The organism is Nocardia sp. NPDC059240, from assembly GCF_042753865.1.
GTDB lineage: Bacteria > Actinomycetota > Actinomycetes > Mycobacteriales > Mycobacteriaceae > Nocardia.
On record NZ_JBHZAC010000014.1, the window covers coordinates 1 to 21,929 of the forward strand.

25 protein-coding genes are annotated in these 21,929 nt (G+C 66.5%); 13 read left to right on the forward strand and 12 right to left on the reverse strand.

Translation table 11 applies throughout. From position 1 onward, the window contains the following. Nucleotides 1–36: 36 nt before the first annotated feature. The gene (locus ACFXHA_RS37635; protein WP_379364842.1) at nt 37–723 is read right to left on the reverse strand and encodes an FCD domain-containing protein; all 687 of its coding nucleotides are present in this window, start codon (nt 721–723) and stop codon (nt 37–39) included. A 125-nt stretch (nt 724–848) separates the two neighbouring features. Here ACFXHA_RS37635 and ACFXHA_RS37640 point away from each other — a divergent pair, with 125 nt between their 5' ends. From ACFXHA_RS37640 to ACFXHA_RS37650, 3 genes are all read left to right on the forward strand, one after another. Beyond that, nucleotides 849–1,964 (forward strand): mandelate racemase/muconate lactonizing enzyme family protein, encoded by a 1,116-nt coding sequence (locus ACFXHA_RS37640; RefSeq protein WP_379364844.1) that lies wholly within the window; start codon nt 849–851, stop codon nt 1,962–1,964. Nucleotides 1,965–2,049: 85 nt separating this feature from the next. Then, the gene (locus ACFXHA_RS37645; protein WP_379364846.1) at nt 2,050–3,330 is read left to right on the forward strand and encodes a cation:dicarboxylate symporter family transporter; all 1,281 of its coding nucleotides are present in this window, start codon (nt 2,050–2,052) and stop codon (nt 3,328–3,330) included. A 10-nt stretch (nt 3,331–3,340) separates the two neighbouring features. Next, on the forward strand, nt 3,341–4,513 hold the full coding sequence (locus tag ACFXHA_RS37650; RefSeq protein WP_379364847.1) for a mandelate racemase/muconate lactonizing enzyme family protein: 1,173 nt from the start codon (nt 3,341–3,343) through the stop codon (nt 4,511–4,513). A gap of 63 nt (nt 4,514–4,576) precedes the next feature. Here the strand turns inward: ACFXHA_RS37650 and ACFXHA_RS37655 are convergent, their stop codons facing one another. Then, entirely contained in the window at nt 4,577–4,987 is a 411-nt protein-coding gene (locus tag ACFXHA_RS37655; protein ID WP_379364849.1) for a hypothetical protein, read from the reverse strand. Nucleotides 4,988–5,247: 260 nt separating this feature from the next. On the opposite strand from ACFXHA_RS37655, the gene ACFXHA_RS37660 reads away from it, so the two are divergent. Next, nucleotides 5,248–5,484 carry a hypothetical protein gene (locus tag ACFXHA_RS37660; RefSeq protein ID WP_379364851.1) on the forward strand — a complete coding sequence of 79 codons (237 nt, stop codon included), beginning with the start codon at nt 5,248–5,250 and terminating at the stop codon, nt 5,482–5,484. A gap of 55 nt (nt 5,485–5,539) precedes the next feature. Here ACFXHA_RS37660 and ACFXHA_RS37665 read toward each other — a convergent pair whose 3' ends face one another. From ACFXHA_RS37665 to ACFXHA_RS37675, 3 genes are all read right to left on the reverse strand, one after another. Next, nucleotides 5,540–5,890, reverse strand: a complete 351-nt coding sequence (locus ACFXHA_RS37665; RefSeq protein ID WP_379364853.1) for a hypothetical protein — start codon at nt 5,888–5,890, stop codon at nt 5,540–5,542. A 91-nt stretch (nt 5,891–5,981) separates the two neighbouring features. Next, complete coding sequence (locus ACFXHA_RS37670; protein WP_379364855.1) at nt 5,982–6,257, reverse strand: hypothetical protein; 276 nt, start codon at nt 6,255–6,257, stop codon at nt 5,982–5,984. Nucleotides 6,258–6,371: 114 nt separating this feature from the next. Continuing rightward, entirely contained in the window at nt 6,372–7,751 is a 1,380-nt protein-coding gene (locus ACFXHA_RS37675; protein ID WP_379364856.1) for an ABC1 kinase family protein, read from the reverse strand. Between the two features lie 169 nt (nt 7,752–7,920). On the opposite strand from ACFXHA_RS37675, the gene ACFXHA_RS37680 reads away from it, so the two are divergent. Beyond that, the gene (locus tag ACFXHA_RS37680; RefSeq protein WP_379364858.1) at nt 7,921–9,471 is read left to right on the forward strand and encodes an acyl-CoA carboxylase subunit beta; all 1,551 of its coding nucleotides are present in this window, start codon (nt 7,921–7,923) and stop codon (nt 9,469–9,471) included. Nucleotides 9,472–9,493: 22 nt separating this feature from the next. Here the strand turns inward: ACFXHA_RS37680 and ACFXHA_RS37685 are convergent, their stop codons facing one another. Further along, nucleotides 9,494–10,861, reverse strand: a complete 1,368-nt coding sequence (locus ACFXHA_RS37685; protein ID WP_379364860.1) for a lipase family protein — start codon at nt 10,859–10,861, stop codon at nt 9,494–9,496. Between the two features lie 181 nt (nt 10,862–11,042). Continuing rightward, the gene (locus tag ACFXHA_RS37690) at nt 11,043–11,876 is read right to left on the reverse strand and encodes an acyl-CoA thioesterase domain-containing protein (protein WP_379364862.1); all 834 of its coding nucleotides are present in this window, start codon (nt 11,874–11,876) and stop codon (nt 11,043–11,045) included. A 56-nt stretch (nt 11,877–11,932) separates the two neighbouring features. Here ACFXHA_RS37690 and ACFXHA_RS37695 point away from each other — a divergent pair, with 56 nt between their 5' ends. The 3 genes from ACFXHA_RS37695 to ACFXHA_RS37705 all read left to right on the forward strand — a co-directional run bounded on the left by ACFXHA_RS37695 (nt 11,933) and on the right by ACFXHA_RS37705 (nt 13,569). Beyond that, nucleotides 11,933–12,649 (forward strand): hypothetical protein, encoded by a 717-nt coding sequence (locus ACFXHA_RS37695; protein ID WP_379364864.1) that lies wholly within the window; start codon nt 11,933–11,935, stop codon nt 12,647–12,649. An 89-nt stretch (nt 12,650–12,738) separates the two neighbouring features. Next, the gene (locus ACFXHA_RS37700; RefSeq protein WP_379364866.1) at nt 12,739–12,987 is read left to right on the forward strand and encodes a hypothetical protein; all 249 of its coding nucleotides are present in this window, start codon (nt 12,739–12,741) and stop codon (nt 12,985–12,987) included. Nucleotides 12,988–13,320: 333 nt separating this feature from the next. Next, on the forward strand, nt 13,321–13,569 hold the full coding sequence (locus ACFXHA_RS37705; protein ID WP_033089065.1) for a hypothetical protein: 249 nt from the start codon (nt 13,321–13,323) through the stop codon (nt 13,567–13,569). A 93-nt stretch (nt 13,570–13,662) separates the two neighbouring features. Here ACFXHA_RS37705 and ACFXHA_RS37710 read toward each other — a convergent pair whose 3' ends face one another. Further along, the gene (locus tag ACFXHA_RS37710; protein ID WP_379364868.1) at nt 13,663–14,550 is read right to left on the reverse strand and encodes a helix-turn-helix domain-containing protein; all 888 of its coding nucleotides are present in this window, start codon (nt 14,548–14,550) and stop codon (nt 13,663–13,665) included. Between the two features lie 86 nt (nt 14,551–14,636). Then, nucleotides 14,637–14,867 (reverse strand): DUF397 domain-containing protein, encoded by a 231-nt coding sequence (locus ACFXHA_RS37715; RefSeq protein WP_379364870.1) that lies wholly within the window; start codon nt 14,865–14,867, stop codon nt 14,637–14,639. Between the two features lie 450 nt (nt 14,868–15,317). Here ACFXHA_RS37715 and ACFXHA_RS37720 point away from each other — a divergent pair, with 450 nt between their 5' ends. Then, a complete protein-coding gene (locus tag ACFXHA_RS37720; RefSeq protein ID WP_379364872.1) occupies nt 15,318–15,545 on the forward strand; it encodes a hypothetical protein in 228 nt (75 codons plus the stop codon). A 168-nt stretch (nt 15,546–15,713) separates the two neighbouring features. Next, on the forward strand, nt 15,714–16,004 hold the full coding sequence (locus ACFXHA_RS37725; RefSeq protein ID WP_379364873.1) for a hypothetical protein: 291 nt from the start codon (nt 15,714–15,716) through the stop codon (nt 16,002–16,004). A gap of 78 nt (nt 16,005–16,082) precedes the next feature. Here the strand turns inward: ACFXHA_RS37725 and ACFXHA_RS37730 are convergent, their stop codons facing one another. After that, nucleotides 16,083–16,868 (reverse strand): GntR family transcriptional regulator, encoded by a 786-nt coding sequence (locus tag ACFXHA_RS37730; protein ID WP_379364875.1) that lies wholly within the window; start codon nt 16,866–16,868, stop codon nt 16,083–16,085. 177 nt (nt 16,869–17,045) lie between these two features. Between ACFXHA_RS37730 and ACFXHA_RS37735 the strand changes: the two genes are divergently transcribed. Then, nucleotides 17,046–19,052, forward strand: a complete 2,007-nt coding sequence (locus ACFXHA_RS37735; RefSeq protein ID WP_379364877.1) for an APC family permease — start codon at nt 17,046–17,048, stop codon at nt 19,050–19,052. A gap of 21 nt (nt 19,053–19,073) precedes the next feature. On the opposite strand, the gene ACFXHA_RS37740 is transcribed toward ACFXHA_RS37735, so the two are convergent. Together ACFXHA_RS37740 and ACFXHA_RS37745 are read right to left on the reverse strand one after the other, a co-directional pair. Beyond that, complete coding sequence (locus ACFXHA_RS37740) at nt 19,074–19,778, reverse strand: polysaccharide deacetylase family protein (RefSeq protein WP_379364879.1); 705 nt, start codon at nt 19,776–19,778, stop codon at nt 19,074–19,076. A gap of 7 nt (nt 19,779–19,785) precedes the next feature. Further along, entirely contained in the window at nt 19,786–20,145 is a 360-nt protein-coding gene (locus tag ACFXHA_RS37745; RefSeq protein ID WP_379364881.1) for a winged helix-turn-helix transcriptional regulator, read from the reverse strand. Between the two features lie 58 nt (nt 20,146–20,203). Between ACFXHA_RS37745 and ACFXHA_RS37750 the strand changes: the two genes are divergently transcribed. Beyond that, nucleotides 20,204–21,004 carry an SDR family oxidoreductase gene (locus ACFXHA_RS37750; protein ID WP_379364883.1) on the forward strand — a complete coding sequence of 267 codons (801 nt, stop codon included), beginning with the start codon at nt 20,204–20,206 and terminating at the stop codon, nt 21,002–21,004. A 134-nt stretch (nt 21,005–21,138) separates the two neighbouring features. Next, nucleotides 21,139–21,780: a LysE family translocator gene (locus tag ACFXHA_RS37755; RefSeq protein ID WP_379364885.1), complete on the forward strand. Its 642-nt coding sequence runs from the start codon at nt 21,139–21,141 to the stop codon at nt 21,778–21,780. Nucleotides 21,781–21,929 lie beyond the last annotated feature (149 nt).

The following is a 21,929-nucleotide window of genomic DNA, read 5'->3' on the forward strand; positions in this document are numbered from 1 at the left end:
GCGCGGATCTGGCGATCCGCGCCACCCCTCCGAAACTCAGCCCCGGGCCGCTGCCAGCATGCGTTCTTTTCCTGCGAGCACGTGCGCCTCCATCAGCTCGCCCGCGCGCTCGACGTCACCGGCGGCGAGGCAGTCCAGGATCTCGGCGTGCTGCGTGTTCGAGATGTGGCGGGCCGCAGCGGTTTCCAGTCCGTGGCGGCGAAACAGGTGCAGCTCCTTGGACACCCCGTCGTAGAGCTCCGCCAGGCGCGGATTACCGGCCAGCGCCACCAGATCCCGGTGCAGGTCGACATTGCCCGGGTAGTAGTCGTCGGTACTCGCCTCCGCGCTCGTCAACGCGGTCACCTTGTCCCGCAACCGGGTCAGATCCTCGGCGCTCACCCGCGCGGCGGCCAGCTTGCCCGCGAGCCGGAACAGCCCGGCCCGGATGTCGTAGAGCTGCGCGGCGTCTTCGACCGAGATCTCCCGCACGAACATGCCACGGTTGGTGCGAAATTCGACCAGGCGACTGCGCTCCAGCTGCCGGCACGCCTCACGCACCGGACCCCGGCTCACCCCCAGCCGCAGCGCCAGCGAGGACTCGTTGATCCGGTCGCCACCGGTCAGCACGCCGCCGATGATCATCCGCTCCAGCTCTTCGACGATCAGCTGGGGCAGCGAATTCGCCTGCCGCTCGGCCAGCCGCTGCTGCAGTACCGACATCGCCTCGGGTTCGGGAGCCATGAGGCCGCAGTATCCCGGTTCGAATCGTCAATTGCAAATTGTTGACAGTTGACAATTGTGCCGCGCACACTCGGTCCACCGGACAGCCGGAGCCACCGGCGACCGGAGCCGAGGGAGGCAATGCCATGAGGATCAAGGACATTCGCGCCAGCGTGCACACCACCTCGATCGAGGTGCCGCTGCTGGACGGACGGGTCCACGGCTACGGACGGGAGGAACAGAAGGACTTCGTGTTCTGCGAGGTCGAGACCGACGAGGGCCTCACCGGCGTGGCGGTGACCGGCCATTTCCTCGCCCACGCAGTCGTGGTCGCCCTCGAACGGCACTTCCTACCGGCCGTTCTCGACCTCGACCCCCGCGAAATCGAGGCCGTACACCAGCGGGTGTGGCAACGACTCAACCCGCGCGCCATGACCGGGGTGGTGTCGAGCGCGCTGTCGCTGCTCGACATCGCGCTGTGGGACATCAAAGGCAAGGACGCCGGACGCTCGGTCGCCAGCCTGCTCGGCGGGGCCCGCACCGACGTGCCCGTCTACGTGACCTTCGGATTCCCGCAATACGACCGCGAAACCCTCGCCGCCGCAGCTCGACTACACGTCGACCAAGGCTTCACCGCCCTGAAATCCGTTGTGGCCGTGGACCCGAAAGGCTGGCGCGAGGACGCCGCCCGCGTGCACGCCATCCGCGCCGCCGTCGGCGACGACATCGACCTGATGATCGACGCCAACTACCTGTTCACCCCCACCGAAGCCACCATGCTCTGCCGCGAGATCGAAGACGACCACCTCACCTGGTTCGAGGAACCGTTGCAGCAGAACGACGCCCGCGCCCTGGCCGACCTGCGCAACCACACCCGCATCCCGATCGCCGCCGGCCAAATGGAAGGCCACCGCTGGCGCCTACGCGAACTCGTCGAACGCCGCGCCGTCGACATCCTCCAACCCAACGCCTGCTACTGCGGCGGCTTCACCGAACAACGCAAGGCCGCCCACCTAGCCCAGATCTACAACCTCCCTCTCGCCCACGGCGGCGGCTGGCCCCTCTTCAACCTCCACGCCCTCGCCGGCCTCATGAACGGCTGGCTCCTGGAATGGCACGTCGGCATGGCCCAGGTCGGCCAACTTCTCTTCCCCGACTCCCCCCGCCCGATCAACGGCCGCCTCGCGGTACCCGACCGCCCCGGCCTCGGCCTCACCGTGGACCGAGACGCCTTGCGCGACACCCTCGTTCCGCGGCGATGAGGGGACGGCGAGTGACATGGACACCCACGGGCTCCCGGGCCTGCCCTCCGCCGAGTCAGCCGGACCGAAGCCTCGGTGGCGGCGGGTGATCGCGAGTACCAGTCTGCAAGTGCTGGTGGCCGCCGTTGCCGCGGCCGTATTCGGGATCGCCGCACCGCATTACGCGGCCGGGCTGCAACCCCTTGCCAATATCTTCATCTCGTTGGTGCAGGTGGCCATCGCGCCGATCGTGTTCCTGGTCATCGTCACCGGGATCATGACGGCCGGGGAGTTGAAATCGGTGGGGCGGGTGGCGCTGAAGGCGCTGTTGTACTTCGAGGTCGTCACCACCGTGGGCATGTTGCTCGGGCTGGCGGCGGTGAATCTGCTGCATCCGGGGGCCGGGGTGCCGAAACCCAAGCATGCCTCCGATCAGCTCTCCAGTTATGTCAGCGCTGACCAGCACAACACGTCGCTGACCTCGTTTCTGTCGAAGCTGGTGCCCAGCAACGCCGTTGGTGCGTTCGCGACCGGTGGGGTGCTACAGGTGCTGATCTTCGCGGTGTTGTTCGCGCTCACCCTGCTGGCGCTGCCGAGGACGATCTCGGCGCCCGTCACCGCGGCGTGCGCCACGTTGAGCACCGTCTTCTTCAAGATGATCGCGCTCATCATGCTGCTCGCCCCGATCGGCACCTTCGGCGCGGTGGCGGCCACCGTCGGCAAGTACGGGCCCGAAACCCTCACCGCCCTGGTCAAATTGGTGTTGGTCTCGATCCTGGCGCTGGTGGCGTTCGTCCTGCTGGTGCTCGGGGTGGTGGCGCGGCTGGCGGGCTTCCGGCTGTTGCGGCTGATCCGGGTGCTGCGCAAGGAACTGCTCGTGGTGCTGGGTACCGCCTCTTCCGAAGCGGTACTCCCCCAGCTCATGGAGCGGCTCGAGACGGTCGGCTGCCGGCGCAAGGTCATCGGTCTGGTGGTGCCCGCCGGGTTCTCGTTCAATCTCGACGGTGTCGCGGTGGTGGTGCCGATCTGTGTGGTGTTCATCGGGCAGGTGTACGGCGTCCCGATGAGCGCGGGCCATCAGCTCACCCTGTTCGCCGTGTTCCTGCTGCTGTCGAAAGGCACTGCGGGCGTGTCCGGTTCGGCGTTCGTCACCCTGGCCAACACCGTCGCGGCCACCGCACTGGTGCCCATTGCCGGTCTGGCGCTGGTGCTTTCGGTGGACCGCTTCCTGTCCATGGCACGTGCGGCCACCAATGTGCTCGGCAATGCCGTGGCCACGGTGGTGGTGGCGCGCTTCGAACCCGACGGCATCGACCGAGTGGTGGCCGCCCGCGAGATCGGCATGACACCCGCCAAAACCCCTGTCCCCCAACCCGAACAACTCTGAGGAGCTCACCGTGCCCCGCATACTCGCCATTCACGAAGGCACCGTCCCGATCAGCTCGTCCATGAGCAATGCCTTCATCGACTTCAGCGCCATGGACTGCTCCATCGTCGCCGTGGTCAGCGACGTGATCCGCGACGGACGGCCCGTCGTCGGCTACGGCTTCAACTCCAACGGCCGCTACAGCGCCGGGGAGATCCTGCGCCGCCGCGTCATCCCCCGCCTGCTCGCCGCCGATCCGGACACCCTGCTCACCGCCGACGGCAAGGCCGTGGACCCGGTCAAGGCATGGGATGTCATGACCCGCAACGAGAAACCGGGCGGCCACGGTGAACGGTCGGTCGCCGTCGGCGTCGTCGACATGGCCCTCTACGACCTGGCCGCCAAGCTCGCCGGAGTCCCCCTCTACCGCTGGCTGGCGCAGCAATACGACCTCGGCGAGCCGGACTCGGAGGTATTCGTCTACGCCGCCGGCGGCTACTACGCCCCAGGCAAAGGGCTGACCCAGCTTCAGGACGAGATGCGCGCCTTCCTCGGTCAGGGCTACGACGTGGTCAAGATGAAGATCGGCGGCGCGGACCTGGCCGCGGACGTCAAACGCGTCGAAGCCGTCCTGGACGTGCTCGGCGGCGACGGATCACGGCTGGCCGTGGACGCCAACGGCCGCTTCGACCTCGACACCGCCCTCGACTACGGCCGCGCCCTGGCCCCCTACGATCTGCGCTGGTACGAGGAGCCCGGCGACCCACTGGATTTCGCGCTGCACGCGACCCTGGCAGAACGCTATCCCGGCGCACTGGCCACCGGCGAGAACCTCTTCTCCCGCATGGACGCCCGCAATCTGCTGCGCTACGCGGGCATGCGACCCGATCGCGACATCCTGCAGTTCGATCCGGTGCTCGGCTACGGGCTGGTGGAATACCTCCGCATTCAGCAGATCCTGCGGCAGCAGGGCTGGTCGTCACGCCGCTGCATTCCGCACGGCGGGCACCAGTTCGCCTTGCACATCGCCGCAGCCCTGCACCTGGGCGGCAATGAGTCCTATCCGGGCGAATTCCAGCCCACGGGCGGCTTCGCCGACAATGCCGTCATCGAGCACAGCCGAATTCGATTGTCGGACACGCCCGGTATCGGATTCGAGGACAAGGCATTGCTGTACAACGTCTTCCGGGCGCTGCACGACTGACCAGTACTGCACGAAGCGCTAAATCATCACCGAAAACCCATGTCCCTCATCGGACATGGGTTCTCACTTCGACCTGACGTAGCTGAAGCGCGCACTGTTCTCATCCAGTGAACGGAAACTCATGACCTGCGTTCCAGGTGCCGGGCATACGAAGGTCACGCTCTTGACCATCGATGTCGCGGAACCGCCCCCGGTCATGCGCATGGCCGCCGAGAATCCACCCGACGGAATGACGGCATAAATACCCTCACCCGCGCCCGACCGCGCACTCCGGAATGCGATGCCGCCCGCGCCGTCGAAAGCCAGCACATTCGAGGAATCCTCGGCCGTGGTGAATTCGCCTCGATAGTCCCCCAGCGTCGCACCGCATCCCCCGACCGCGGCCGCGACGGGCGCTCGAGCGGCCACCCCGGCGCAAACCGCCAGCGTAAGGGCCCCAGCAAGGGCGATCGTGGTACCCGGCCCTGCGCTCATCCAACGTCCTCCCGGTGCGTTCCTTCCCGGGAAGTCGATCGCAGAACCGGACGAAAAGGTCGTCGACACGCCAGTTCGTTATCGAAACGTGTGCTGGCACAGTGCATAACACAATAATCTGAAACGACTTCATCCGACCGATTGGTTTGGTTGCGCCGCAAGCGAATTCGCATGCCGGTACCGGCGATCGGCAGGTCGCGACATTCCGGGCACACGCGCATCCCACGAATTACGTTGAGCTGGTTGTACCGTCGTTTTCCATGACACGAAAGAAAGCCATCGGCCTGCTCGTCGGTGCGTTCGTTTGTGCCGCCGTACTCACCCTCAACCCGTCCTCTGCCTGGGGCTCCGGCGAAATTACGCCGCCTGCCGCCCCCGGCGCTCCCCGGGCCTCCACGCCCGCGGGTAGTGGACCGGGCGCCGGGGCACCGGTGGCCCCGGAAAGGATTGTTCCCGTACCGCCGCCCAGCGGCGGATTTCTCTGCCCCACTCCGTGACAATTCCCGGCAACGAAGCCGGAATTACTAACTCCCAGAATGCGAACTGCGATGCTCAGGCCGCGAGCACGGACGACAATCCGTGCAACACGGTCTGAGCATCCTCTACATCTACGACCAGGCGCGTGATATCCGAGTCCGCCAGATCGATCAACACGGCCTGCCCGTCGAAACGCGTATCCCAGAATTCCTTGCGGCCCTTCCCCCGGAAGATGCCCGCCGCGATCACGCCCGGAAAGAACGTGCCCGGCGCTCGCACCCACGGCGGCCGCAGATCCACCGGCGCGGGACCCAGCCGCTTGACCTGGGACAGATCGAAACTGACGTGATCACGCAACGCCAGGAACCGATGGGACCCGGTGACCCGCACCGTCACGGTGGTTCCGGAGACGTCCAATTCGACCATTCCGCACCTCACACGCTCGCCCGACACTGTTTCCGCTCTCCACAGTGCCGGGCGATTCTGGTTATAGCCTGAACGTTTCCTGGCGAAACTCTCAGGCTTTCGCACCCAGATCGGCGGCCAGGCGAGCCGCTTGCGCACGCAGGTCGGTGCGCAGCTGTGCCGCCTGCGCCGCGGCCTCGGCGCGCAACTGCTTGATCTCGGACTTGCTCAGGTGCTGCGGCGCCGACTGGTCGGCGGCCTTCGCTTCGGCCTTCGCCACGGCGGCATGCGCCTTCACCGCGGCGGCGCGCATGATGCGTTCGGACCGGGCGCGGGCCTGGTCGGTGTGGTTGGTGATCAGGTCGGCGAGGACGTTGTAGTTCGACATTGTTCTTCTCCCTTGTACTGGACCGGAGCTTGCTTTCCGGCTCTGAGAAGAACGATGGCGGCCGCCGCCGACAGCACACCGATTGTGCGCTGACAACGACGGCCGCGAACCCTGTCAGTCGACGGGCAAGGTGATGCCGTTCTCGGTGGCCTTGGCGGCCACCTCGGCGGGGAAGATATTGCGGAACAGGTACAGGTCACGGCCGAGCTTCCAGCCGGGGGCCAGCGCGACGGCGTAGCGCTCGAAGTAGCCGAGTTGCTTGCCCATCAGCACCAGCTGCTGCGGGCCCGAAGCCCCACGACGCTTACCGAATTCGAGCAGGCGAGCCGAGACGACACCGAGGTCGAGCTTGTCGAGGCTGCCGGAGAGCACCGGTCCCAGCGCGACCGCGAGCTGACGGCCGATGGTGGCGTCGTCGCCGCTGTCGTCGGAGACCAGATCCAGTTTGCGCAGGGCGCGCGCGACGGGCCGGAAGTCGTTGTCGATGGAGCTGGCGAAGAACAGCGCGCGCACGAATTCGCGCCACTCGCTTTCCATGCGGCCGACGATACCGAAATCGAGCATGGCCACCCGGCCGTCGTCGAGCAGCCACAGATTGCCGGCGTGCACGTCGCCGTGGAAGAGCCCGTGCACCGCAACCGATTCCATCCACGCCTTGACCAGCCGCCGGATGAGCATCTCGGGTTCGGGATGCACCGATCGGATGTCGTCGAAGCGGTCCAGCGGCATGCCGCGCATGCGCTCCATGCACAGCACCCGCGGCGCGCAGTACTCCCAATACACGTCCGGCACAGCCACATTGGTGTTGTCGCCGAACGCCGCGAGGTGTTCGCGGGCGCGGGTCTGGTTGTCGGCCTCGATGAGGAAGTTGAGTTCGGCGACGGTGGCCTCGTACAGATCCCGCACCACCGCTTGGGTATTGGCGACGCGGGCGTTCTCCGAGCGCTTCTCCAGGGTGCGTGCCAACCGCATGGCCGCGCGCAGATCGACGATCATGCGCCGCGCGATCTCGGGCCGCTGCACCTTCACCACCGCGGGACGACCGTCGGCCAGCACGCACGCGTGCACCTGCGCGATGGAGGCCGCCGACAAAGGCTCGTCGTCGAATTCGCGGAACAGTTCCGAGATCGGCTTGCCCAGATCGGCTTCGATGATGGCGCGGGCATCCGCGGCCGGGAACGGCGGCACATCGTCGAGGCAGCGCAGGCAGGCGTCGGCCAGTTCGCGCGGGAACGCGCCCGGCGAGGACGCGATGAGCTGGCCCAGTTTCACGAACATCGGGCCCAGCGTCTCGAAGCCGTCGACCACGCCCTCGGCCGCGGCGCGCTTGCGCTTGGACGGGCGCAACCCGCCGCGCACCACGCTCTTCACGACCGATCCGCCCAGCACCACGCCGACCATGGCGGTCCGCCGCCACTCCGAGAACCCGAAGGTGTCGAGGTCCGGCCTGATCACCTCGGGCGTCCCCGCTCGCACAGTCATAGGTGAGCTCACCCGCGGCAGTGTATCCCCGACCTTGCTAACACGGCGGCACAGGTTACCGACACGTTCAGTGGTTCGGGTTCGAGGGCGCACGGTACCGTGGGCGGTTCGAGTCGCGATCCGGCTCGGCACGGGCGCGTCGAGCCCCGACTCGATGAAGGCGAAAGGCAAGACCGAGGTAATGACGGGTACAGCGGAAAAGCTGGCGGAACTGCGCAAGCTCCTGGAGATCGCCGAAGAACCCACCGGTGAGAAGGGTATCCAGAAGCGTCTAGCCAAAGGCGTAGCCAGTGCCCGAGAACGCGTCGACATGCTGGTGGACCCGGGCAGCTTCGTCGAGATGGGCGCGCTCATGCGCTCTCCCGGTAACCGCAACGCGCTCTACGGCGACGGCGTGGTCACCGGTCGCGGCAGTGTCGACGGACGCCCGGTCGTGGTCATCTCCCACGACTCCGGTGTGCAGGGCGGCTCGGTCGGTGAGACCTTCGGCCGGCGCGTGCGCATCGCCATGGAGTTCGCGTACAACAACGCCTGCCCGGTCGTGGTCATCAACGACTCCGGCGGCGCGCGCATCCAGGAGGGTGTGACGGCGCTGGCCTGGTACGCCACCATGTGCCGCCTGCAGGAGGACCTTTCCGGCTACGTGCCGATGGTCGCGGTGATGTTCGGCAAGTGCGCGGCGGGTTCGGTGTACGGCCCGGTCAATATGGACGTGATGATCGCGACCGACGACTCGTACATGTTCGTCACCGGTCCCGAGGTCATCAAGGGCATCACCGGCGAGGACATCAGCGCCGAGGAGTTGGGCGGCGCGGCCGTGCAGGCCCGCAACGGCCTGCTGCACCACGTGGCCAGGACCGAGCGCGACGCCCTGCAGTGGGCCCGCAAGTACCTGAGCTACCTGCCCAGCAGCTGCCTCGAGCAGCCGCCGATCGTGAACCCGGGCCTCGAGCCCGAGATCACCGACTCCGATCGGGAACTGGACCGGATCATTCCGGACTCCGATCGGCAGGGCTACGACATGCACGAGGTGCTGCTGCGCATCTTCGACGACGGCGAGTTCCTGGAAATGGGCGAGGCCGCCGCGCAGAATCTGATCACCGGTTTCGCGCGTGTCGACGGCCGGCCGGTCGGTGTCATCGCCAATCAGCCGATGCAACTGGGCGGTGCGCTGGACGCGGCCTGTTCGGACAAGGGCGCGTACTTCATCCGCCTGTGCGACGCCTTCAACATTCCGCTCGTCTATGTCGTCGATACCCCGGGCGTGTTGCCCGGTCTCGAGGAGGAGCGCAACGGCGTCATCAAGCGCGGCGGCCGCATGTTCCGTGCGCTCATCGAGGCGACGGTCCCGATCGTCACCATCGTGACGCGGAAGGCGTACGGCGGCGGTTACGCGGTCATGGGCTGCAAGGAACTCGGCGTCGATATCAACTTCGCCTGGCCGACCGCGCGTATCGCGGTCATCGGCGCGGAGGGCATGGTCACCGTCACCGGTAAGAAGACGCTCGCCGCGACCCCGCCCGAGCAGCGCGAGACCGTGCGCAAGCAGATGGTGGACTTCTACAACGCGCTGCTGGACAACCCGTGGGTGGCGGCCGAGCGCGGCTACATCGACGCGGTCATCGAGCCGTCCTCGACCCGCCTCGAGATCCGCAAGGCGCTCAAGCTGCTGCGCGACAAGGACGCGGTGCGCAAGCACAACCCGCGCAAGCACAACCTGTTCCCGATCTAGATCGGGATGTTGTTGCCCGCGTTCAACATTCGTTGGGCGCGGGCACTCCCCGCAGTCGCTGATCCAGCCAGTCGAGGGATTCCGGATATCCGGTGACCGCCCCCACGAAGTGTTCCCCGAACACGCTGCGGTACACCGCTTTCACGCCGAGTGAGCATTGCTCCGCGTAGAGATTCTTCGCCCCGGCCGCCGGGACCCAGAACTCCTGTTCGCCGTTGAAGATGAACAGCGGCACCGGTGATTTCTTGCCGTCCATCCGGGTGATGGCGTAGATCTCGTGCGCCAGATCGCTGTTGAGCGGATCGGGGATGTTCGCGGCCAGGTCGATGGGCAACTGCAGCAGGCCGGGCACCGAGAAGACCTCGCTGCACTGACTGTTGAGCACCGATACCGCCGCCCAGTCGGCCAGATGGTTCATGTGCGCCAGGATCTCCGGGCGTTCACGGCCGATGCCGAACACCGCCCCCAAGAACACCCCCGAGGCCAGGTTCGCGTTCATGGATTTGGCCAGCAGGCTGAAATCGGCGGGCACGCCACCCAGTGCGGCACCGACCACCACATCGGACAGCTCCGGCGCGTACTCCGACATGAGCTTGACCGCGCCATTGGTGGCGATGGCCCCACCGGAGTAGCCGATCATCCCGAACTTGCTGTCGCCCAGCTCATCCGGCAGTTGATTGCGCACCGCGCGAATGGCGTCGAGGATGGCGTGCCCGGCCACGATCGGCTCGGCGTAGGCCATGCGCGGGCCCTCGTGATCGGTGATCAGCACCGCGTAACCGCGCAGCAGCGCCAGCTGGGTGGTGGGCAGGATGTAGCCGGTGAAGTTCGAGGCTCGTGAGAAGCCGTGCGCCATGGTGTAACTGGGGTTGCAGTCGCGGCCCAGCGCGTCGATCGGCAGATTGTTCACCACCACCGGCCGCTGCCCCGGCCCGGGCCAATCGCCCACCGGCAGCACCAGACTGGCGATGCCGTAGGAGGCCTCGTCGTGAGAGTCGTTGGTGCGGTATTTGACCTGCAGCACCTGCCGCACCGGCACGATCAGGGTGGGTGCGGCGGTAGCGGTCACGTCGCGCACGGAGACGATGGCGCCCGGGTCGTAGCCGTCGAGCCCGTCGGGCCAGTCGTCGACGAAGGAGTCACCGATGGCGGCGGGCATGGCCGCGGCGCGCAGGGCGGCGAGATCCGGTGGCAGCTCGGCGGTATCGACCAGTGGCGAATCCGCCTGCGCCGGTGTGAGCGCCGGCGCGGGGATCACCTGGTCGATCCAGCGCTGGATGTCGGGCAGGGAAATGCCCGGTGGCCCCGGCGGAATCGACACTCCGGGGTCGGCAGGTTGCGCGAATGCCGGTGTGGCACCGTATCCGACGATCGCAGCGCATCCGATCATCAAGGCACCGGCGATATTTCGCAGGCGACGCAGCACAACACCCCCACGGATCAGTTTTGTCGGCGGCCGGGCAGCTCCTCATCACTCGCGCGCCCGAGCCTACGGGGACACCCCGATCCGACACTCCGGACTCGGCGGTTCGAAGCCACATCGAGACCGGGTCGTGCCCTAACCGGGGTCTTCACGTCCGGCGGCGCATCACCGCGTCCAGCTGGGCGGTGCTGATCTGCCGTCCGGCGTTCGACACCGAGGTCACCATGCAGCTACCGAAGGATCCGTCGCGGTCGAACAGCGTGGCCACGCCCACCGCCCGGCCGTGCTCGCTGAAGTGACTGTCGGCTTCGACCCCGATCTCCGGGCCCACGGGCAGCCGCGAAAGCCCCAGCGTCATATCCGTATTGATGAAGCCGATGCCCTTGTCGCCCCAGTTGGTCATCATGCTGGTCGCCTCGGCTACCAGCGCGACCCGCACGAAGGGGGTCAGTTCCTCGCCGGTGATCACCCGAATCGGGTTCTGCCAGGTCCGCTTCCGGGCGTTGTTCTCGTGATCGGTGGGCACCGAGTTCCAGTGCGTGGAGTGCTCGTCGCTGTTGAACAGCGGCACGCGCGGCAGCGCCGAGGGCGGGGCAAGTTCGAGCGACGGCGGCTGCGGCTCCCGCTCGCGGTGCCACAGCTCGCCGGGCGGCTGCTCGCTCGGCTGCAGCAGGACCGCCGAGGCCCGCGCGGCCACCACTCCGCCCTGCACGATGCTCACGTCGGCGACCCGGATGCGGCGGCCGTCGCGCACCCGCACGGTCGGGGTCAGGGTGTGCTCGAAGCGGGCGGCGCTGAAGAGATCCACGGTCAACCGGACCGGCACGAATCCGTCGGTGGCGTGCTCGCGTTCGAGCTCGCGCGCCAGCAACCCGGTCAGCGCCGGACCGACCAGCTGCGCCTTGGACCATTCGCTGGCCGCATGCGGCGTCGGAGCGAACCCGCCGTCCACCTCGTCGAAATACGCGGGCACTTCCACCACGACACCGGCTCCCGTCCACTCAGAACTGATCGATGGTTGACCGATCCACTGTTTCCATGGCTAACACATCCGTGGAACGGGTATCAATTCAGGGTCCGATGTCCGGGCTCGGGCGGGGCCGGATTCGCGCCGGGCGCACACGGGCCGGATTCGCGCCGGGCGCGCACGGGTACGCCATCGGTATGGTCCCCGCGATCGACCGCCTGCTGGGTACCCTCGCCCTGGCCGTGCGGGTGCTGCGGGACAACGACATTCCCTGTGCCGTCACCGGCGACTGCGCGGTGTACGCCCGGGGCGGGTCGATTCTCGATGTGTACTCCGAGGTGGATGTGCTGGTGCGGCCTGTCGACGCGGCGCGCGGGTCCAGCGTGTTGGCCGCGGCGGGGTTGCGGCCGCCGCTGCCCGCCGTCGACGCCGAGCGAACCACTCTCTACGACCACGACATTCGCCTCGACCTGGTGTTCGCGCCCAACTATCGGCCGGTCACCGACGAACTGCTGGCGCGGGCCGAGGCGCTGCCCCTCGGCGAGACGGCCGCACCGGTGGTCACCATCGCCGATCTGCTGGTGGCCGAGCTCGCGGTGGCCGACCCGCACCGGGTGGATTTCACCCGGCTGCTGCACATCGCACGGGAATTGCGGGCTCAGGTCGATTGGGCGCGCGTGCGGGCCGAAACCGCGGCTTCCCCCTACGCGCGCGCGTTTCTGGGCCTGCTGGACGATCTGGGCATCAGTGACGGCCCCCGCGATCGCGGCTCCAGGGCAGCACCGTGAACACGGCTCTACAGCAGTGTGATTCGTGTGTACCCGCTCGGGTATCCGACTGATATAGGTTCTGCAATACCCCCGGAGAAAGGCCAGCGATGATGCCTGTCGCTCCGAACGCCTGCGATGACGTGCGCAACTTACCCGGCCCGATTCTGGCCGCGGTCGGAATCGTCGCGTGCGCATTGACTTTGACCCTCGCCGGCTACGGCTCGCTCACCTGGAGTGGCCTGTGCGCGCTCGCGAGTGTGCTCTGTCTGCGTTTCGGAATCGGCCTGATGATCATCGAACATCGCCGGGTCAAAGCCCGGAAGTGGGGCGATTCAGCGCGTCAAGGCGGTATTTGATCTTCCTTTGCGGCCGAGTTTGATCTTCCGCTAATTCCTGGATAAAGCGACGCGGTCCGGTCGTCTCCGTAGTTTCGTTCGGAAATACCTAGACACGTCCGTTCGGGCGGATTGCAACCTTTTGCCAACCCTCGTTTCGCAAACTCATAGCATCCCGAAAAGTGCTCTGACGCTGCGAATTCGATGTTGCAGATGTACTTGCATCTGCGCAATGCACGGTCATAGACTCGTCGTGCAAGGCACCAATAAGGGGACAACCAGAGAGCCGAGCGGTGAATCACCGGCGATTCTTCGCCCACGGTTAGCCGTCGGCCTGGCGTCAGGGGCGTTCGAATGAACCAGCCAATCAACCTCAGCCGACTCGGGTTTGCCGACAGAAGTCAGCCGGAGCAAACCTATTCACGTGAGACGGCAACCGCTTTCGTTATCCGCCAGGTCGAATCCACTGGAGCGGCCACTCGGTACGATTTCGACATCGAGCGGATCGTCACCACAGCGCATGCCATGGTGAACGATTGGGATCTGCACACCATGCAACCGGAGGCATTTTGGCGTATCGCCTCCAGTTTCATCAGGCAGTAATCCGACTCCGGCCGTGCCACAGGCCGACTCGTCCGACCCAAGGCACGCTGATAGGGGCCCCGTGAGGGGCCCCTTATCCGTATGCGGGGACCTCTAGTCGAGGTCCGCAGCTATCCGCGCCAGCTCTTTGCGAGACCGCTCCGGCGGCTCCGCCTGCACACTCAGCTGATCCATGACCTGGCGGTAGAGCTCCAGATCCTGGCGGCGATCCAGATACAGCGCGCTCGTCAGCTGCTCCAGATACACGATGTCGGGAAGTTCGGGTTCGGCGAAGCGCAGCATGGTGAACGAACTGCCCGCTGCCGCATGGCCGCCCGCGGCGTACGGCAGCACCTGGATGGTGACGTTCGGCAGCCGCGACATATCGATGAGGTGCTCGATCTGCCCGCGTAGCACTCCCGGCCCTCCGACCGGGCGGTGTAGCACCGCCTCGTCCAACACGGCCCAGAAGCTCGGGGCACCGTCGCGGGTCAGTAGCTCCTGACGCCGCCGGCGCAGCGAGACGCGGCGCTCTCCATCCGCGTCGTGCCCGAGGGCCACGACCGAGCGGGCATAGTCGGGGGTTTGCAGCAACCCCGGAACCAGTTGCCCCTCATAGGTGCGAATGGATTTCGCCGCGTGCTCGAGTCCGAGATAGGTTTCGAACCAGGGTGGCAGCAGATCGCTGTAGCGATGCCACCATCCGGGTTGATTCGCCCTGCGAACCAACTCGAGGAACTGCTCGCGCTCGCCGGGATCGTCAACGCCGTACAGCGCCAACAGATCCCGGATGTCGCGCTCCTTGAATCCGGTCCGCCCGAGTTCCAGGCGACTGATCTTGGCGTGGGAACCTCGGATGTGATCACCCGCGGCTTCCCGTGTGATACCGCTGAGTTCCCTCAGCTTGCGTAGCTGGCTACCGACCGCGATACGCAGTGCAGTCGGGCCACGTTCGGCGACAGCGGAATCCGCCCGATCGTGGGCAACGGGTTCTGCGATCATGGGGTCCACTCCGATGCTCGGGTCTGCCGGCAGTGGACTCACAACCGTCTGTCGCGAACCACCGCGCCGATTGCCAATGCTACCGCTCAGCGCGCGAGGTCGTCGAATTCTCCGCTCTTCGCGCCGCGCAGGAAGGCATCGATCTCCGGCCGCGTGTACACGATCAGCGACCCCTCGGGGTCACGGGAGTTGCGTACCGCCACCTGCCCGTCGGCGAGGGGGGCCAGCTCCACACAGTTTCCGCTGGGATTGCTGAAGGTGCTCTTGCGCCACAACAGATTAGAGCGATCGAAAGGGGTTGCCGAGATGTCCGTCATTTCAGACTCCTTGCCAGTACCGCCCGCAGACGGTGGTCCCAGTACTTGCAAATGTTCGATCAGGTGTACTTACAGTTGCAACCGCAAGCACGACGATAGCACGCAGATTGCCCGGTATCGATGGCTCGAGCTCGGCACATCCTTTGCAACACAACAGCTTTGATCTTGATTTGGCGAAAGCCCAAGCGAAGTTGCGAAGTATTTCGGACAATCCCGGCCCGTCGGTCCTCTTCGCCCGATAAGTCCCGGACAACCCGCCCGAAAAGTCACGTGACGGTGAAATGTCCGATCAGAATCATCCGGCTATCCCTGTGGGCGACCGAAATTCGGCCGCCGACGCCTCGCGCATCCGCGCAGCGACACCGGATGCGAGCGTGCAGATGTGCTTGCATCTGCACGATCCGTCACCCTAAACTCGGTGCACCATCCACCATCGGCCAGAGGCATCCCATGACGCAGATGCTCGTCCGTTCCACTCATTCCACGGTCGCCAGTGCCGGCAACCGAGCAGGCACCGCCGGCGACCGGCCGGAGAATTCGGGCGACTGCGAGGTCGAGCCCCGCGCTCTCACCTATCGCCAGGCCCGCGCCATCCTGCGCGCCCACGATCAGCACTTCGCCTGTCGGCAGTACCTGGCGGCCGTAGCGTACCTGTCGGCCGACAACGACGTGGACTGACCACGTCCCTCGTGCGCCCGATTGCGTTCGCGCGCCGCGCGTAAGGCGGCTTGCGCAGCACGCGGCTTCCCTTGTGTAACACGGCCCTTGCGCACCAAGCACTTGCGTGCCGGCGGGTGCGGCGGGTACTCCGGAAGGAGAACAGCCGACCCGCGGAAGAACGCCGAGATGCTGACAGTCACGCACGAGCTGCTGCTCCAGATTCAGCACGCCCAGATCTTCAATCCCACGCCCGAGACCCCGCCGGTGGCCGACAAGCTGCTGCGGATGGTCCGCTATTTCACCTGGTTCGTCCTGCTCTCCGGGGTACTGGCGATCACCTATGCGGGCGGCCGGTTCGCCTGGGAGAAGTGGAGCGGCGGCGGGGTGCAGGCGCCCAAACAGGTGGCGGGTGCGCTCATCGGAGGGATCCTCGCGACGAGCGCGGGCACCATCATGAATGCCGTGATCGGACAGTAGATTCCGTCAAGAGGGGTTGTCTGAGACGAAACCGACTAGTCGGATTTGAAACAGACGTGAACGCCTCCACCGCGGTCGCTAGGCCGTCGCGGCATGCCCCGTGATCTCGGCCGCCGACTCGGCTCCGACCGCACCGACCAGTTCCTCGAAGCGCGCCACCACCTTCTGGTGGTACATGCCGAACAGATCCTCGAACAGCGCCAGCTGCGCCTGACTCGGCCCGCCGTCGGACTCCCACACCGCCACCAGCGCCCGCCACACCAGCACATGCAGATCCGGCGACACCGCGAAGTACGCCTCGACCGCCTCCGGCACCTCCAGCACCATCTCGCCGATGGAGTTGAGCACCGCCCGCTGCACCGTGTGCCCGAGCGCGGTCAGCAGCTTGCGCAGCAGGCCCAGCTCCAGGCTCAGCATCCGGTGCGGATCCGGATCCGCACCGCGCGCAAGGGTTTCCAGGGCGTCGATATCGTCCTTGAGAACGGCCGGATCCAGACCGCGCTCACTGCCGGTGTACTCCAGCAGTGCCTCGAGCGCGATGCCGCGCTCCTCGTCGACGATGTGGCCGAACATGTCCGCGGCAAGCTCCGGATCCGGCATGGAGAGCCGGAACAGCCGCCGGTACACGTCCACACCACCCTCCGCGCGCACATCGCGGATGACGAATCCCTTGCCCCGGTAGGCGTCCACGAAGCCGTAGGACTCCAGCCGACCCAGAATCAATTGCGCCGTGGCGCGATTGAGGTCGAATTCGTCGGCGACCTGGCGGACGGACGGCATCAGACCACCGGGCTCGTACTCCCCGGATGCCACGCGGCGCGCCAATTCATCGGCAACGTCGGCGACGACCGTCCGGTCTCCCATCGTGTCACCTCTCCTCAAATTTCTTTGTCTACGTCCCAGACAGTCTAGGTGGTTGTTGGATCAACTGCACAAGTCTCGAGACCTGCAATGAGAAGCACCAGACTCTTAGGTATCTTTACGAAATCCATACGGCATGTGGTCCGGATTCATACGGTTTTCGCACCTAGGCTCCCGAGCGTGGTTTCACCGATCGACGTCGCCAAACGACTGGTACTCGGGCGGCCGTTTCGCAGCGATCGGCTCGGCGAGACGCTGCTGCCCAAACGACTCGCGCTGCCCATCTTCGCCAGTGACCCATTGTCGTCGGTCGCCTACGCCACGCAGGAGATTCTGCTCATTCTCACCCTCGGCGGGCTGACCTATCTACATTTCACGCCCTTGGTGGCGGGTGGCGTCGTGGTGCTGCTGGCGGTGGTGGCGCTGTCGTATCGCCAGGTGGTGCAGGCGTATCCGTCCGGCGGCGGGTCCTATGAGGTGGTCGCGGAGAATCTCGGGGCGCTGCCGGGTCTGGTGGTGGCGGCCGCGCTGCTGGTCGATTACGTCATGACCGTCGCGGTATCGGTGGCGGCGGGCGTGGACAACATCATTTCCGCGATTCCGGACTTGAATCCGTATCGGGTCGCGGTCAATCTGGTGTTCATCGTCTTCCTGACCGCCATGAATCTGCGCGGGGTGCGGGAATCGGGGCGGGCGTTCGCGATTCCGACCTATGGGTTCATTCTCGGAATCTTCGTCTTGATCGCGGTCGGTCTGGGTCAGACACTGCTGGGCCATACGCCGGTGGCCGAGAGCGCGCACTACGAGATCCACGCCGAGCAGGTCGGACTCTCGACGGCCGGGCTGGCGTTCCTGCTGCTGCGGGCCTTCTCCTCCGGCTGTACCGCGCTGACCGGTGCGGAGGCGATCTCCAATGGCGTACCCGCGTTCCGTAAACCCAAGGCGCTCAATGCCGCCCGCACCATGACCGCGATGGGCGTGATCGCCATCGCCATGTTCTCCGGGGTGACGGCACTGGCCATGATCACCAAGACCCGGGTGGTCGAGAACGCCTGCGACCTCATCGGATTCCAGGGCGATTGCCACAACGACGCGCAGAAGACGGTCATCGCGCAGATCTCGGCCGCGGTGTTCGGTGGGCACAGCCCGGCGTTCTACTACCTGATGGTGACCACGGCGCTGATCCTCATCCTGGCCGCCAATACCGCCTATAACGGCTTCCCGCTGCTGAATTCGATCCTCGCGCAACGCCGTTATATGCCGCGGCAGCTGCACACTCGCGGCGATCGGCTGGCCTTCTCCAACGGCATCATCCTGCTGGCGGTGGTGGCGGGCGTGCTCATCTATGCCTTCCACGGGTCGACCACGCGGCTCATCCAGCTCTACATTCTGGGCGTTTTCACCTCGTTCACGCTGTGTCAGATCGGCATGGTGCGGCATTGGAACCGGGCGCTGCGCACCGCCGACAGCTCCGGCGAGCGGCTGCGGATCCACCGGGCGCGCTTGATCAACGCGTTCGGCGCGTGCTTCACCGGGGTGGTGCTGGTGGTCGTGATGATCACCAAGTTCACCCATGGCGCGTACCTGGTCGTCATCGCGATTCCGATCCTGGTGGCGGGAATGTGGCTGATCCACCGGCACTATTCGTCGGTGCGGACAGAACTGACCATCGACCCCGACGAGCTCGAGACGCTGCCCGGACGGGTGCACGCGCTGGTGCTGGTGTCGGGCTGGCACAAGGCGACGCAGCGGGCGGTGCAGTTCGCGCGCGCCACCCGGCCCGACACCCTGACCGCGGTGACGGTGAACGTCGATGACGACGACACCCGCCAGCTCGCGCGGGACTGGGAGAAATTCCACGTCGGCATTCCGCTGAAGGTGATCGAATCGCCCTACCGCGAAATCACCCGCCCGGTCCTCGAAGAGATCAAACGCCAACGCAAATCGCGCCCCCGCGACGTGGTGAGCGTCTTCATCCCCGAATACGTCGTCGGCCGCTGGTGGGAAAACCTCCTGCACAACCAGAGCTCCCTACGCCTGAAGGCCCGCCTCCTCTTCGAACCAGGCGTCATGGTCACCAGCGTCCCCTGGCAACTCCACTCCTCCCGCACCCACGACACCCTCCGCATCGAACACTCCCCCGGCGAGATCCGCCGCGGCATCACCGGCTCCGGCGACGCCGCCTGATGGATTCGCTTCGGAACGGATTCAGCGCGAGAGCAATTGCGAGACCGTGACGAAGCGGTAGCCCTGGGCCTTCAGGGACTGGGCGATGCGGGGGATGGCGGCCAGGGAGGGTGCGCCGGTGGCGTACATGGTGTGCAGCAGGATGATCGAGCCAGGGCGGACCTTGGACAGGGTTTCGGCGACGATCTGGTCGGTGGTGGGCGACTTGCCGGAGTCGGGTTCGACGTCCCAGGTGACCGTGGTGCGGTGGTGGCGGGACAGGTACCAGGGCAGGGCGAAGAGTTTTTTGCCGTTGGGTGGGCGGAAGGTGATCGGGCCCTGGTAGCCGGTTTTCGCGATCTCGGCGTCGGTGCGTTCGACCTCGTCACGGACGAAGTCGGGGGTCACGAAGATCATGCGCTGGTGGTGGTAGGTGTGGTTGCCGATCTCGTTGCCGGACTCCGCGATTGCCCGGCCCTGGTCCGGATGCGCGGCCAGTTCGTTGCCGATGAGGTAGAAGGTGGCCGGGATGCCCGCGTCCGCAAGGGTTTTCAGGATCTCCGGGGTGCGCTCGCTGGGACCGTCGTCGAGGGTCAGCGCGACAACCTTGTCGGAGGTTTCGACACGCGGCACGATGCGGCCTGCGACCTGGTAGGTGCGCGAGTTCATCAGCACATAGAGGCCGACCGCGGTCAGCACCAGCAGTACCAGCGCGAGCGAGCCCCCGATGCGCAGCTTGCGTTTCATGCGAGTCCTACGATTCGTCCGATTCCCCGGCGCGCTCGAGGTTACCCGCCCAACGCTGCGACCATTGCCACAGCGGTTCCAGGACGCGGCCCAATTGTTCTCCGGCAGTGGTCAATTCGTAGGACTTGTCCGGCTTCTTGTCCACCACACCGGCTTCCGCCAGGCGTTGCAGGCGGACCGAGAGCATGCTCGAGGAGCAGTTGCCCATGCGGCGGCGCAGTTCCAGGAAGCCGAGGGGGCCGGGTTCGAGTTCCCAGATCACGCGCAGCATCCAGCGTTGGCCGAGCAGGTCCATGGCGGCCAAGAGCGGGGTCGCCGAGGCGTCGGCGCGGCTGTTGGCGGGCGGGGGCTGGCTTGCGCTTCTCATTTCGAACTACCATATTGGTTCTAAATCAGAAGCAGTCGATCGGGCCGGAGGCACGGGCATGACAGGGACGACGAACAGCGGCGAGCCGGGCGTGAAGCGGCGAATCGTGCTCATCACCGGCGCGTCTCGCGGTATCGGCGCGGAGACCGCGCGGGTACTGGCGGCACGCGGGGACCATGTGGTGATCAATTACCGGGAGAAGCGCACCCGCGCGCAGACTCTCGCCGCGGAGATCGTGGCCGCGGGCGGCAGCGCCTCGATCGCCGGCGCGGATATCTCCGATCCGGACAGCGCCCGCACGCTGATCGACACCGTGATCGCCGAGCACGGCCGCCTCGACGTGCTGATCCTCAATGCCTCCGGCGGTCTGGAACGCGACGCCGCCCCCGGCTACGCCATGCTCCTCAACCGCGACGCCCAGACCCGGCTGACCCGCCTGGCGCTGCCGCACCTCCCCGCCGGCGGCCGCCTGGTCTTCGTCACCAGCCACCAGGCCCACTTCTCCCCCACCCGAGAAGTCCCGCCCGGCTACGAGCCCATCGCCGCCAGCAAACGCGCCGGTGAGGACGCGCTACGCGCCATTACCGACGAATTCGCCACCCGCGGTATCGGTTTCACCGTCGTCTCCGGCGACATGATCGACGGCACGATCATCGTCCGCCTCCTGGAACGCCGCGACCCCGACGCAGTGACCGCCCGCCGCGACCAAGGCGACCTGCCGACCGTCGAGGACTTCGCCATCGCGGTGGCCGACGCCACAACCACCGACGCCCCACTCGGCCACACGATTTACGTTGGCGGCCAGGACTATCTGACCGGCGCCGTCCCGGCGGCCACCTCCGCCGCGCCCCTGGGCTGAACCGTCGGGACCTTCCTGGATCCGAGGGGCCGAGCGAATCCCGATATCCGGCAGTGGACGCCGGGGGGTGCGAAGTCGCGGCAGTTGGCGAATTTTGCTGGCCGCTGAGGGTGGGTGCGTGTCAGCATCGGGGCATGCCGCATTGGATTCAGGTGCTTCCCGCCTTCACTCTCGCGTGCTTGATCCTGGCCGCGATTCCGGGTCCGGCCACCGCGCTGTTCCTGCAGCGGTCCGTGCGCGATGGGCGGGCGGCGGGGCTGGCGGCGGTGGCGGGCAATGAGATCGGGGTGTTCGGGTGGACGCTGGCCGGTGGCGCGGGGTTGTCGGCGCTGCTGGTCGCCAACCGCGTGCTGAACCTCGGAATTCACCTGTTCGGTGCGATTGTGCTGGTGTGGCTGGGAATTCAAGCTTGGCGGGGCGCGCGCGGCGACGACGCGTTCGGGTCGGCTCTCACGGCTGCGCTGCCGAGCGGTCATACCCCGGCTGCGGCTTTCCGCGCATCCTTGATCTCCATCGCCGCCAACCCGAAGGCGGCCGTCTTCGGCCTGACCATCCTCCCGCAATTCCTACCCACCACCGGCCCGGTCCTACCGACCTTCCTGATCCTGGCCCCGATCCAGCTGGTCATCGACACCGCCTGGTGCGTAGGCGTCGTGCTGGCCGCCGACCGGGCCGGAGACTGGCTGCGCCGCACCGGCATCCGGCGTCGCATCGAACGCACCCTCGCCGCGATACTGGTCGCCTTGGGACTCGGCCTAGCCGCCGACGCCCGCTGAGATCGACCAGCCAGGCACACGATCGTTCGCTGCGGTCGTGGGGCATGCGGTCTCCGAGGCCGTAGGCAGGTCTGGTTCCGAGAGCTGCGGCGTGGCGTCGGGCCGGATACGAGACGACCATGGTGGTATCGGGTTCGGTGCGGGTCGAG